Annotated in this window: 12 protein-coding genes; 11 read left to right on the top strand and 1 reads right to left on the bottom strand. The window is 41.7% G+C overall.

Annotation, left to right across the window (positions count from 1 at the left end; translation table 11 throughout):
- Positions 1-56 precede the first annotated feature (56 nt).
- From BN1938_RS22495 to BN1938_RS22470, 6 genes are all read left to right on the top strand, one after another.
- Positions 57-785: a sigma-70 family RNA polymerase sigma factor gene (locus tag BN1938_RS22495; protein ID WP_050642617.1), complete on the top strand. Its 729-nt coding sequence runs from the start codon at positions 57-59 to the stop codon at positions 783-785.
- On the top strand, positions 782-1,792 hold the full coding sequence (locus BN1938_RS22490; RefSeq protein WP_050642616.1) for an anti-sigma-I factor RsgI family protein: 1,011 nt from the start codon (positions 782-784) through the stop codon (positions 1,790-1,792). Before BN1938_RS22495 ends, BN1938_RS22490 begins: the two co-directional genes overlap by 4 nt.
- A gap of 119 nt (positions 1,793-1,911) precedes the next feature.
- Entirely contained in the window at positions 1,912-3,015 is a 1,104-nt protein-coding gene (locus BN1938_RS22485; protein ID WP_050642615.1) for an anti-sigma-I factor RsgI family protein, read from the top strand.
- A complete protein-coding gene (locus tag BN1938_RS22480; RefSeq protein ID WP_050642614.1) occupies positions 3,005-3,703 on the top strand; it encodes a polyphosphate polymerase domain-containing protein in 699 nt (232 codons plus the stop codon). The genes BN1938_RS22485 and BN1938_RS22480 overlap by 11 nt, the downstream gene beginning before the upstream one ends.
- A gap of 17 nt (positions 3,704-3,720) precedes the next feature.
- Positions 3,721-4,398: a DUF4956 domain-containing protein gene (locus BN1938_RS22475; RefSeq protein WP_050642613.1), complete on the top strand. Its 678-nt coding sequence runs from the start codon at positions 3,721-3,723 to the stop codon at positions 4,396-4,398.
- 3 nt (positions 4,399-4,401) lie between these two features.
- The gene (locus BN1938_RS22470) at positions 4,402-5,796 is read left to right on the top strand and encodes a CotH kinase family protein (RefSeq protein ID WP_050642612.1); all 1,395 of its coding nucleotides are present in this window, start codon (positions 4,402-4,404) and stop codon (positions 5,794-5,796) included.
- Between the two features lie 3 nt (positions 5,797-5,799).
- On the opposite strand, the gene BN1938_RS22465 is transcribed toward BN1938_RS22470, so the two are convergent.
- On the bottom strand, positions 5,800-6,720 hold the full coding sequence (locus tag BN1938_RS22465; protein ID WP_148487262.1) for an AraC family transcriptional regulator: 921 nt from the start codon (positions 6,718-6,720) through the stop codon (positions 5,800-5,802).
- Between the two features lie 191 nt (positions 6,721-6,911).
- Here BN1938_RS22465 and BN1938_RS22460 point away from each other — a divergent pair, with 191 nt between their 5' ends.
- The 5 genes from BN1938_RS22460 to BN1938_RS22440 all read left to right on the top strand — a co-directional run bounded on the left by BN1938_RS22460 (position 6,912) and on the right by BN1938_RS22440 (position 12,642).
- Entirely contained in the window at positions 6,912-7,925 is a 1,014-nt protein-coding gene (locus tag BN1938_RS22460; protein ID WP_050642610.1) for a uroporphyrinogen decarboxylase family protein, read from the top strand.
- 240 nt (positions 7,926-8,165) lie between these two features.
- The gene (locus BN1938_RS22455) at positions 8,166-8,531 is read left to right on the top strand and encodes an arsenate reductase family protein (RefSeq protein WP_050642609.1); all 366 of its coding nucleotides are present in this window, start codon (positions 8,166-8,168) and stop codon (positions 8,529-8,531) included.
- A 150-nt stretch (positions 8,532-8,681) separates the two neighbouring features.
- Positions 8,682-9,644 (top strand): glycosyltransferase family 2 protein, encoded by a 963-nt coding sequence (locus BN1938_RS22450; protein ID WP_050642608.1) that lies wholly within the window; start codon positions 8,682-8,684, stop codon positions 9,642-9,644.
- On the top strand, positions 9,641-11,419 hold the full coding sequence (locus tag BN1938_RS22445) for a DUF6020 family protein (RefSeq protein WP_050642607.1): 1,779 nt from the start codon (positions 9,641-9,643) through the stop codon (positions 11,417-11,419). The genes BN1938_RS22450 and BN1938_RS22445 overlap by 4 nt, the downstream gene beginning before the upstream one ends.
- A 128-nt stretch (positions 11,420-11,547) precedes the next feature.
- Entirely contained in the window at positions 11,548-12,642 is a 1,095-nt protein-coding gene (locus BN1938_RS22440) for a DUF3048 domain-containing protein (RefSeq protein ID WP_050642606.1), read from the top strand.
- Positions 12,643-12,733: the final 91 nt, after the last annotated feature.

Genomic DNA, 12,733 nt, shown 5'->3' with positions numbered 1-12,733 from the left:
TTACCCCGATTTCCTTTCATAGCTTACGTATTCTATATTTGAGAAGGAGTTAAATTATGCAAAATGAGCATCAGATCATAAAAATGGTCTATGCAGCAAAGGAAGATTTACAGAAAGCTTCTGATTTAATTCAGATGTACATTCCCTTCATCCGATCAGAGACAGCTAAATTTCTTTCCAGGACCTGCACAGATCAGGATGATGAGTTTAGCATTGCCATGATGGCCTTTCATGAGGCAATTATGGGGTATTCCAAAAGCAGAGGTGCATTTCTGCATTATGCTTCGATGCTGATTCATAATCGGTTGATTGATTATCAGCGTAAAGAGTCCAGGCATCGGGGGCAGGTTTCTTTGGATGCTAAAAGCGGGCAGGAGGGCAGTACTTTGATGGAGGAGCTGGCGGCCGAGAAAGATTATATTGAGGAATCGGTTAATCTTGAGGCTACCAAGCAGGAAATTGAAGAACTGTCTGCTGTGATGAAAAATTTTGGTGTCAATTTTTCAGATGTCGCAGATAATTCTCCAAAGCAGGAGCGCACCTTGGAAGCCTGCAGCACTGCTATCTGCTATGCTGTGGCAAATAAGCAGCTTTTAGACGAACTTCTAAAAACGAAAAAACTTCCAATGGCTCAGTTGGCGCTTGGTACTGGCGTGGAGCGAAAAACACTGGAGCGCCACAGAAAGTATATTTTGGTCATGCTTCTTATTCAAACTAACGGATATGAAATCATCCGCGGGCATCTATGGCACAGCCTGAAAAAGAAAGGAGGTATGTCTGTATGAAATACATAGTAATGGAATGCAATTTGGGATATGCTGTGGTGCTTGATAGAGAAGGAAGATTTTTGAAAGTCGCAAATATGCACTACGAAGTCGGCCAAACAGTAACAGAAGTTATAGAGATGCAGGCTCCGCTGCCGGAAAGTGCATCGGCGAAGAAAAAGATAAATAAATGGATGTATACATTGGCAGCAGCAGCGGCCTGTCTGATCATTGCTTTTACCTCCATATTGCAGATGGGACAAACAACTTGTGCGTCAGTTTATATGACGATCAATCCGGAGATCCGTATTGACGTGAATCGCAAAGATGTGGTTGTGGGGCTGAAAGAAATGAATGAGGATGGTAAAGATTTAATCAATGGCTATGACTTTAAGAAAAAACAGCTTGATTTGGTCATGAGTGAACTGGTTGACAGAGCCATCAGTATGGGGTATCTCCATGAAGGCGGACAGATTGCGCTAATGCTGGATTCTGATGCTGACGAGTGGGTGACTGGACACACGGATAAATTAAAAACCCATCTGAATGAGCATTTAAGAGGCAAACTGAATGTAACAATAAAGATTACAGACAAGAATTCAGGCAGTCAAAAGATTTCTATTCCTGTTGAACCAAATGGCAAAAACAACAGTGAAAGTAATAAAAATGAAAAATCTCCGACAGGTAAACCATCAACAGGCGTTGCTTATGAAGATAGTGGTTACGATGACGGGGATATAGATGATAATGAGAGTGATGATGACGACCAGAACGACGATGATGACGACCAGAACGACGATGATGACGACCAGAACGACGATGATGACGACCAGAACGACGATGATGACGACCAGAACGATGATGATGACAATGATGGACTGAACGATAGTGATGACGGAATGACCAGTTATGAGTACAGCCAGTCTAATTATGGGGAGCAAGATGTTGACAATAGAATAACAGATTCTGATGATAAAGATATATATGACAACAGCCAATCGGAGTACGAATTAAATGAGGATGATTAAATTTGGAAAATTCTTCTTCCTACCCCGGTTTTTAATGATTCGTTTCGTATTCTATGTGTGTAAGGCAATAGAAGCCCTCACCAATAAACAAACATAAAATACTAAAAGGAGAATGAAAAATGAGGAAGATGAAAATCAAATCTGTATTTGCGGTTACCTTGGCTCTGCTTATGAGCTTGGCTTGTCTGATCGGCTGTGGGGAAAAGACTTCCCAAACAGGCGGAGACATTGCGGCAGGAGGAGTTCTGCGTTTGAGCGTCAATCCTGAAATTGAAGTCACTTATGATGATAATGGTAATGTAATTAAAGTGAAATCTCTCAACGATGACGGCAGCGAGATTTTAAAAGATTATTCAGATTACGAAGGAAAAGCGGTTCGTCAGGTTGTGACAGAATTGGTGACCGCTATTGGGAAAGCTGGTTATTTTGTAAAAGATGCTGATGGAAATGTCCGGCAAATCAGTATCGAAATAGAGCCAGGATCTGAGTTGCCGTATGAGGAATTTCTGGATGAACTTGTTTCAGACATCCGTGAATGTGTAAACAGTAATGGCTGGCGCAGTCCTTTGGCAGTAAAAGGCGAGAGTGACTACGGTATTACAGACTATGTGGATACAGACTACGGCCCTGGCAATGACGGGGATACTGATTATAATAGTGCTCGTAAAAGTGAGAAAAAAGATGCTGCGGATAAGAAAAAAGAAACAGCAAAAGGCTCAGATAAAAACAGTGCGTCCGCTCCGAATAGCGCCAATAATAATACGAATATCGCAGGAACAACAGATTACAATGATACGGATTATGGTACGAATAACGATGGTGTAACTGATTATGATGATACGGATTATGGCCCGAATAATGACGGAGTAACCGACTACAACGATACGGATTATGGCCCGAATAATGACGGAGTAACCGACTACAACGATACGGATTATGGCCCGAATAATGATGGTGTCACTGACTATGATGATACGGATTATGGTCCAAATAATGATGGTGTGACCGATTATAATGATACGGACTATGGCCCGAATAATGATGGAGTGACCGACTATAATGACACGGATTATGGCCCGAATCATGATGGCGTAACCGATTACGATGATACGGACAATGGACAAAATAACGATGGCATTACAGACTATAGTGCTGTGGATTCTAATAATAGCGACGGTTCAAGCAATTATGATGATAGTGGAGATAGCGGTTATGACGATTAAGGAAAAACCTTTGATGAATCTGCGCCACGAAGTAAAACACGGCATCAACCCATTAGACGATCAGGAGGTGTCCCAACGTCTGAGAAAATTGTTCCGGCATGACGAGAACGCAGGCTCACACGGTATCTACCGTGTGAGCAGCCTCTATTTTGACACTCCTTATGATAAAGCATTACGGCAGAAAATAGACGGCGTTAACTGCAGAGAGAAGTTCCGTCTGCGTTATTACAATGACAATACCACGTTCATCCGTTTGGAAAAAAAACTGAAAATCAATGGACTATGCGCCAAGTTCAGTGAAAGAATTACTTACCCACAGGCAGAACAACTATTAGGGGGCAACATTGATTTTCTTTTAAAGAGTGAGAAGCCGCTGTTAGTGGAACTTTACAGCAAAATGCGCGGACAGCAGCTTGCCCCCAAAACAATTGTAACTTATGACAGGGAAGCGTTTCTTTATGATCCCGGCAATGTGCGTATCACAGTAGACCGAAATCTGCGCACTGGATTAGATCGTATTGATTTCTTAAATCCGCAACTATACTATGCAGATGTTTTGGATAATCAGGCGGTCTTGGAAGTTAAATATGATGCGTTCCTGCCGGATATTGTCCGTCTTGCGGTTCAGATTCCTAATCGCAGGGCAGCGGCTTTTTCAAAATATGCTATATGCCGGCGATATGACTAAAGAAGAGAGGAAATCTTATGTCTTTCAATTTTCAAGATATTTTTAAATCCAGCTTTCTGGAAAATGTAGCGGCCATCTCAGTTTTGGATATGGTACTGGCCCTGGTATTGTCGTTTGCAGTAGGGCTTTTCATTTTTTTCATATACAAGAAAAGCTATGCAGGTGTTATGTATTCTTCCAGCTTTGGCGTTACACTGATTGCACTCTGTATGATAACAGCGCTTCTGATACTGGCCGTTACCAGTAATATTGTACTTTCTCTTGGTATGGTAGGCGCGTTGTCCATTGTCCGTTTTAGAACTGCTATCAAAGATCCCTCGGATATTGCTTTTTTGTTCTGGGCGATAGCAGCCGGAATCGTGCTGGCAGCAGGATTTATTCCGCTGGCTGTGATAGGCAGCCTGTTCATTGGACTGATCCTGCTTATCTTTTCGCAGCATAAGGGGACGGATAAACCATACATACTTGTACTGCACTGTGAAAATTCCGGGGTAGAAAAAGAAGCTTACAATTTTATTTCTCAGAGAGTAAGGAAGATGACTCTAAAGAGTAAGAGTGTGGCTCCTGGTTGTATTGAATTGAATTATGAAGTTCGTCTGAAGGATCCAGATACTGAGTTTATCAATGCTTTGGCAGAGCTGCCCGGTGTCTGTCATACGGTCATGGTGTCCTACAACGGCGACTATATGAGTTAAGCTATGCTGAAGTCAAAATATATTGACCGTATCTGTATCGCAGCGGCGGTGCTGGCACTGGTCATCACCATTTTGTTTATGAACGGCGAAGCCCTTGGACTGATTCCGGCTTCAGCCGCACCGGGCTATGAAACCCGTCTTTTTGATGACACCAGAGTTCATACACTGGATATCATTATGGAGGATTGGATGGGTTTTCTGGAAACTGCAGGTGAAGAAGAATATAGCGCCTGTACAATTGTGATTGACGGAGAAGAATTTTCAAATGTGGGGCTGAGGGTTAAGGGAAATAATTCCCGCAGGCTTACAGAAAAATATAACCTTGACCGTTATAGTTTAAAAATCGAATTCGACCACTATACTGCGGGCAGTTATTATGGACTTGATAAGTTTTCTTTAGATGCTTCTTTCCAGGACAATACTTACATGAAAACATGGATAACTTACGATATGATGAAGTATATGGATATACCCACACCATTATGCAGTTATACATGGGTGCGCGTAAATAATGAAGACTGGGGGTTATTTTTAGCTATCGAGGAACCGGAAGAGGCTTTTGCAAAGCGAAACTTTGGTTCAGATTACGGGCAGCTTTACAAACCGGATTATAAATCTTTAAATGCAGAAAATGCCGATGTAGGGCTCCGATATACAGATGATGAATATGACAGTTATGACAATATCTTCCGCAATGCTAAGTTTGATCTAACAGATGCAGATAAAACCCGGCTGATTGAATCGCTGAGGGCTCTTTCAACAGGGGAAAATCTGGAATCGGCAATCAATGTGGATGAAGTACTGCGTTACTTTACTGTACAGGTCTTCGTAGTGAACCTGGACAGTTATCTGGGAAAAACAGGTCACAACTATTTCCTGTACGAAAAGGATGGTATTCTCAGTATCCTGCCTTGGGATTATAATCTGGCGTTTGCCACCTATTCCCTGGGAATGCCTGATCCAATCAATGATTCTACCTATTATGTTAATTATCCTATTAATACTCCGGCCAGTGGGGAAATCATGCGAAATCGTCCGTTATATCACAACCTGATGAAAAAGAACGAATACTTTTCACAGTATCACTACTATTTCGGTCAGTTAATAACAGGATATTTCGAAAGCGGGCGTTTCGAAGAACTTGTGCAGCAGACCAACGTAATGATCGCTCCATATGTTGAGCAAGATCCCACTGCCTTTTGCTCTTATGAAGAGTATCAGCTGGCAGTGGATACGATTAGAGATTTTTGTCTTTTGAGGGCAGAAAGTATTCGGGGACAGCTAAACGGCACAATCCCGTCCACCATTGCAGGACAGAGAGAAGATACTAGTAACTTTGTGGACGCCTCCTCTGTCTGGCTTCCCGACATGGGGGAAATTGAAGATTTAAAGGACTGAATTTCATTTTGGTAATTCTAAAAGCTGTACACAATTCTTATTCTTAAGGCTTTTACAGTATTCACTGGGCTTTAAATTAGTATACCGTTTAAACTGATTAGAAAAATAATTTACATTACAAAAATTCAAAAAGTTTGATACCTGGGTTATATTATAAGCGCCTAAGCACAGCAGTTCTTTTGCCTTATCTATTTTAAGCTGGGTATAATAATTCATAACGGTTGAAGCGGTATACTTTTTAAATACAGCAGACAAAGTTGACTTCGAACAGTGCAGTTTTTGACAGAGAGATGAGAGCGTAAGGGAAGAAAAAAGACATTGTCTCATTATCATAATTGCTTCGCCAACCAAAGGCGGATATTCATCTTCTGGCACATGACGTTTTGGATATGTAAGAGTATCCATAGATATCAGCAACTCCAGCAAAAAGGATTCTAAATTATTAAGCAGCAGCTGTTCTTGTGCCAGGCTGTGGTCAGGTGCAATTACCTGGTAGATCAGTTCTTTTGTGTCAATAACAGAGGAAAATATCTCACTGCAGTATTTTAGTGCATTAAAAAAATATTGTTTCGTAGAATTTGTAAGAAAAATCGGTTGATCAGCTATTTTATCGAGGACATTACCCTCGTAATAAAAGGCTCCGTTACATATGGAAGCTTTTAGGTTCTTTATCGATCTATGCTGGTGATATTCATTAGGCGCATGGAAATAAATATGGCCTTCTTCAAGTATGACAGTCTTAGACCCGGTAACAATTTCTATACTGCCAATATCTGCATAAATAAATTCCCAGTAATTATGAGTTTCACCAATAGATGTAAATTTAGGATTAAGGTCGCAGTAAAAGAAACTAACGATATTATCTAATTGAATCGTTTTATTAAGTAATGTCTGCTGAAATGATTTTTGCATATCTATTTTCACTCTTTCCTTTTGTTAGGCTCAAAATCTTATTGTTTCAACCGAAACAATTTAACTATCCCTTCCTATAAAATATAACATAAAATGGAATTTCTTACAAATATCATGTAAGAAAGTGTATGTTTTTATTGCGTGATATAAGGTATTATCTAATAAATTATACTACATAAAGTTATGAAACAGGAGGGTATCAAATGAATGGCAGAGAAAGAACGTTAAAATTTATGCATGGTGAAAAAGTGGATTATATTCCATTCCATCCATTAGTCATGCAGTTTGCATCTGAATATGCAAAGATTCCGTTTAGAGAGTATTGCCTGGACTATCGGAGCCAATGTAATGCAATGATAAAGTTTGCAGAAGACTTTGGTGTGGACTGGTTCCATCCGTCGGGATTTGCATATTGTGAAGCGGGCGCATACGGAATGGATATCGTGTATCCTGAAGATGACTGCCCATATCCAGAAAAGCATTTAATCCTTGATTTTGAAAGGGATTATAAGAAGATAAGGTCGCTGAATATAAAAGAGAACGATGCGATGATGAATCGCGTGAGAGGAGTTAAGCATTATAAAGATACGGTCGGCGATGAGTATTTTATAGCAGGACACGTGGAAGGTCCTTTGGCGGAGTATACGGATTTAAGAGGCGTATCTGAGGGGCTCATAGATTTACTGGATTATGAGGATGAGCTGTCTGAGATATTTCAGATTATAGTGGATAATACGAAACGATGGATTGATTTACAGGCAGAAGCGGGGGCAGACTGCATCAGTATTGGCGACGCTATATGTTCTCAAATAAGCGAGTCAATGTATTTAGAACGTATTTTTCCATATCATGTGCAACTGATTGAACATGCAAACAAGCTGGGGATATATACCAAATTCCATATCTGCGGCGATTCTTCCAGGATCCTGCCGCATTTAATAGAAGCGGGAGCCAATATCCTGGATATAGATTCTTTAGTGAAAGATGTGCCTTCACTGATAAAACGACTGGGGAAAGGGCAGGTTTTATGCGGCAACCTGGATCCGTCCTCGGTCTTGAGATTTGGCACGCCGCAGATGATTGATAATGAAGTGAAAAAAATTATTGATGATACAAAAGGGAAATGCATGATTGGAGGCGGCTGTGAGATTCCGAAGGGGACGCCGGTTGAAAATATGCATAAGTTTTTAGAAGCGGTTAAAAAATACTCTGATTAGATAAAATATAGAATAAAATTTATTAAAATGGTATTTGTTGTCTGTAAAAGAAAGAACTATTGGTTTGAAGCGGATTCTATGATATAATTTCCTAGTGGATAAATTTGTAAGATGTTTGCGAATAAAACATAACCAGGTATCGTATAATTTTCAAGTTAGCAGCATTGTTCCGGCCTCAGTCAGCTAAATATAAAAATTTCAAGAAAATAAAACAGGTGTTTTCAGAAGGAGATAAGGCCCATGAATATACAGATCTTTGGAACAAAAAAGAGCTTTGACAGCAAAAAAGCAGAGCGTTATTTCAAGGAGCGGGGCATAAAATATCAGTTTATAGATATGAAAGAAAAGGGACTCAGCAAAGGTGAGTTCTACTCCGTCTGCCAATCAATTGGAGGCTATGAACAGTTGCTCGATCCGAATTGCAGGGATAAAGATTTACTTGCTCTGGTCACGTATATCGCAGAAGAAGACCGGGCAGAAAAAATTCTTGAAAACCAGCAAGTGATAAGGACACCCATTGTCAGAAACGGAAAACAGGCAACAGTCGGCTATCAGCCAGATATATGGAAAAAGTGGGAAATGCATTTAAGGATGGAGCAATTTTGAAATAGACAGAAGAAAGCAGACACATATGGATGACTCGTTAGGAGGGGAATAGGGTCATACTGGCCTTAACGTTTTGGGTGTTGAATATACCCAGGAGAAGCGTTATTATTAAAAACAGGATAACTAAACGAAGTAAGGAAGTATTTAATTATGCCAAAAGAAAAGATATCCCTGATTGTCCCCTGCTACAATGAAGAGGAGGTGCTCCCCTATTTTTACGAGGAGTTCAAAAAGACAGCAGGGCAATTAGCAGAATATGAATTAGAACTCCTTTTTGTAGATGACGGCTCGAAGGACAGCACATTAGATCTTGCAAAAGATATGGCCAAAAGTGACAACCGGGTCAAATATCTTTCGTTCTCCCGCAATTTTGGCAAGGAAGCGGCCATCTATGCGGGACTTCAGAATACGGACGGTGACTATGCGGTTCTTATGGATGCGGATCTGCAGGATCCTCCTTCACTGCTGCCTGAGATGTTAGAGGCGGTGAAAGAAGAAGGGTACGATTCAGCTGCTACCAGAAGAGTAACCCGGAAAGGGGAACCGCCAATCCGTTCTTTCTTTGCGCGCCGGTTTTACCATCTGATGAATAGGATTTCTTCGGCTGAGATTATGGATGGAGCAAGGGATTACCGTCTGATGAACCGGAAGTTCAAAAATGCAATTTTGGAAATGAGTGAATACAATCGTTTTTCGAAAGGTATTTTCGGCTGGGTTGGTTTTCGGACAAAGTGGATTGAGTTTGAGAATGTGGAGCGTATTGCAGGCGAAACAAAATGGTCATTTTTCAAGTTGTTCCGCTACAGTCTTGAGGGAATTATCGGTTTCTCGACGGCGCCGCTTGCTATGGCTTCCATACTGGGGATGACAGTCTGTGCGGCCGCATTTATTTTTTTGATCATTATCCTGGTCAAGACTTTATGTTTCGGAGACCCGGTTGCAGGCTGGCCTTCTATGACCTGTATCATTTTGATGCTGGGTGGAATTCAGCTGCTTTGTATGGGGATTTTAGGCATGTATCTCTCCAAGACGTATCTGGAAACCAAGAAGAGGCCTATCTATATCTGCGATGAAAGTAATTTGGAAGAAGAGGGTGAGGAGAAAAAGGAATGAACCGGGCAAAGAACTTTATGAGAGGGGAATCAGATATAATTTCGCTGATCCTGTCTATTACAATAGCAAATCTGTTGTTTTTTCATCAGGAAAAGTGGCTGATGAATCCGGTTTATATTGCAGGATTATCGATTCTGATTTATGCGGGGCTTAAAGCGGCCCGGAAGAATGCGCATCTGCTGAAGCACAGCCGTATATTGCCGGGAACCGTATTACTGGGAATCTTGTTTTCTCTGATGATTGTTGTTGGGCAGAAGATCCATGCGGACAGCGTATCATTTTTAGCTTTTACGGTATTTGATATTATCTGGTTTATTCTTTATGTTTTTGTAGGATGGCTTCTGTTTTTTGATTTATATCTGGCCGGTGTGAATGCGGCGGTAAGAGGCCGCATGACTTCAGGAGAATTACCGCTTCCAAAATGGAATCAAAGAAAATGGCTGCTCTACAGCGTGATTTTGTTTGCGGCCTGGGTTCCCACATTTGTAACTTATTTCCCGGGGATTGTACCTGATGATGCTACGGTTTCCATGGCAATTGCTTTCGGAGAGATGCCATGGGACAACCATTTCCCTGTTTTTTATACCTTAATGGTTGGCGGATTCATGCTTGTGGGCTATATCTTCCATAACTTTAATATTGGTATTGCGCTTTACTCTGTATTTCAGATGCTTATTATGGCGGGAATTCTGGGGTATTTGCTGGAATGGATTGAGCGGAAAGGGTTTAAGAAGATTCTGATCTATCTGGGGCTCGCATATTTTGCGGCCGCTCCGGTGTTTGGAAACTATGCGGTTGTTATGTGGAAAGACCCCATTTTCAGCGGTGTTCTTATTCTGCTGGCACTACAATTAATCGATCATGTTGCATTGAATCCGGATTCATTTTTAGAGAAGAAAGTTTTGATCAGCTATGCAGGGCTGATGATACTGGCATCTCTGTTGAGAAATAACGGAATCTATATCGGGATCCTGCTCAGTGCGGGACTTTTGGTGGTTTACAGGAAGCGCTTAAAGCGGGTTTTGATAACATCGGTGGTCAGTATTGGCTTGATTTGGTTTATAACGGGACCCGTATATGTGCACGTGTTTTCTGCCGAAAATGTTTTTGTGGAATCAGTCGGCATCCCGTTGCAGCAAATGGCCAGAGTCGTTGTCACAGAGGGGGAGATGAGCGCGGAAGAGGAAGAATTTATGGATCATCTGCTGCCCCTGGAAAAGTATCAGGATTATTATTGGCCGTTTTTAGTGGATCCGATCAAATGGGCGCCTGAATTCGATACGGAATATTTAGACAGCCACAAGAAAGAATTTTTTCATGTCTGGTTTTCCATGCTGACTAAAAATTTTGATGTCTATGTAAAGCAATATCTTATGGGGACATATGGCTTCTGGCATATAGGAGGGGAGACGAAATACGAGTTTGTGAAAACAGATATTGCCAGGAACTGGTGGGACATGTATCAGAATCAGCCTTTTGAAAATGTGCTGGGCTATCCCATGCAGGAAATAATAGTGGAAAAGTACGATTATATATCAACGGGGCTGTTGGTATGGATCCTTTTATTTGATATCGTTTTCTGCTGGATGCGCAAAAAATCAGTGTATATTATTCCTCTGCTGGTCATGGCGGGCAACTGGCTGACTTTAATGGTGGCTACTCCAACGGCATTTGGCGTCAGGTATATCTATCTCCTGGTAATCGGACTGCCCCTGGTGCTGCTTTACCCGTGGCTGCTGAACAGAGATCCGCAGGGGAAAGGCAGCTGCTGTTAACAGGTAAGCATGTAAACGGTAACACAGTAACTTTCAAAAGCAAGGACATTTGTGATATAGGGTTGTACTTTTGTATGAATTTGGTAAAATAAGAAGCAGGAAAATTCAGACTGAAAGGGAGAGGTTATATGAAAAGGTTAAAAAAAGTAAGTATTGTTTTGCTGGTATTACTCATGATATTTGGCATGGCCGGATGTAAGAAGAAGGAAGCGCCCAAAAGAGCAGAGAAGACAGAAGAGAAAGAAGTAAAAGAGAAAAAAGAAGAGCCAAAACAGGAAGAGGCGCCTGCAAACCAGAACCTGCTGACAGGGCTGGCTGATCTGACAGACGGCGCTATTGGCAAAAGGCCTGTAGCCGTTATGGTGAATAATGTGGAGGCGGCGCTCCCGCAGCTTGGGATTTCAAAGGCAGATATTATATATGAGATTCCGGTCGAGGGTGATGTGACGCGTCTTATGGCTTTATACGCAGACTACACTGCAGTACCGAAGATCTGTGCCGTGCGCAGCTGCCGTTATTATTTCCCTGCATATTCACAGGGATATGATGCATTTTATGTGAATTGGGGAATTGATGACAGTATTGCAGACTATCTCGAAGCGCTGAACCTGGATCAATATGATGGGATGAACAATGCAGGGGGGCTGTTTGGTCGTGACCAGGACAGGCTGAATGCGGGATATTCTTTGGAGCACACAGGATTTTTTGATGGAACCAGATTTGCAGAGGTGGTGCAGGCAGAAGGTCGGAGAACGGATTTAAACGAGGATAAAAAGGGGACGGCATTCCAGTTTAACGGGATGGACGAACAGCTGAAGCCGGAAGGGCAGGACTGCAAAAATGTCAACATTAATTTTGGGGCGGCCACGGCAACCCTGACTTATGACGAGGGCTCAAAGACTTACTTAAAGCAGATTAACGGAAAACCACAGATGGATGGCAGTGACAACACCCAGCTGGCTTTTACAAATGTATTTGTTTTGGAGACTGATATTTCAGTAAGGGATGATATTGGGCATAAAGAAATCAACTGGTATGGCGGTTCTGACTATGTAGGATATTATGTGTCAAACGGCGGTATGCAGAAGATACATTGGAGTAAAGAGGCGAATAACGAGAATTCGTACCTGCGTTTTTACGATGAGAGCGGCAAGGAGATCAAAGTAAATCGCGGGAAGAGCTATATCGCCGTAAACTATAAGGGGCAGAGTGAGTTCCAGTAGAGCCGGGAATTCTGGCTCCTGCGAGGACTAATGTACTGATACATTGAGAATTAGGCTAGCTATGAGGCTGAATATCAATGTGTCAAAACAC

The sequence above is a fragment of the Eubacterium sp. SB2 genome (genome assembly GCF_001244405.1).
In the GTDB taxonomy this organism is placed as follows: Bacteria; Bacillota; Clostridia; order Lachnospirales; family Lachnospiraceae; genus Faecalicatena; species Faecalicatena contortus_B.
Note: the sequence above shows the minus strand (reverse complement) of the source record. Positions and strands in the feature narration are given on the sequence as shown.

What these genes read in the sequence shown, in the direction of transcription:
- BN1938_RS22490 (WP_050642616.1), top strand. Translation starts at nt 782, where the DNA reads ATGAAATACATAGTAATGGAATGCAATTTGGGATATGCTGTGGTGCTT.
- BN1938_RS22440 (WP_050642606.1), top strand. Translation starts at nt 11,548, where the DNA reads ATGAAAAGGTTAAAAAAAGTAAGTATTGTTTTGCTGGTATTACTCATG.
- BN1938_RS22450 (WP_050642608.1), top strand. Translation starts at nt 8,682, where the DNA reads ATGCCAAAAGAAAAGATATCCCTGATTGTCCCCTGCTACAATGAAGAG.
- BN1938_RS22445 (WP_050642607.1), top strand. Translation starts at nt 9,641, where the DNA reads ATGAACCGGGCAAAGAACTTTATGAGAGGGGAATCAGATATAATTTCG.
- BN1938_RS22475 (WP_050642613.1), top strand. Translation starts at nt 3,721, where the DNA reads ATGTCTTTCAATTTTCAAGATATTTTTAAATCCAGCTTTCTGGAAAAT.
- BN1938_RS22495 (WP_050642617.1), top strand. Translation starts at nt 57, where the DNA reads ATGCAAAATGAGCATCAGATCATAAAAATGGTCTATGCAGCAAAGGAA.
- BN1938_RS22455 (WP_050642609.1), top strand. Translation starts at nt 8,166, where the DNA reads ATGAATATACAGATCTTTGGAACAAAAAAGAGCTTTGACAGCAAAAAA.
- BN1938_RS22480 (WP_050642614.1), top strand. Translation starts at nt 3,005, where the DNA reads ATGACGATTAAGGAAAAACCTTTGATGAATCTGCGCCACGAAGTAAAA.
- BN1938_RS22470 (WP_050642612.1), top strand. Translation starts at nt 4,402, where the DNA reads ATGCTGAAGTCAAAATATATTGACCGTATCTGTATCGCAGCGGCGGTG.
- BN1938_RS22485 (WP_050642615.1), top strand. Translation starts at nt 1,912, where the DNA reads ATGAGGAAGATGAAAATCAAATCTGTATTTGCGGTTACCTTGGCTCTG.
- BN1938_RS22460 (WP_050642610.1), top strand. Translation starts at nt 6,912, where the DNA reads ATGAATGGCAGAGAAAGAACGTTAAAATTTATGCATGGTGAAAAAGTG.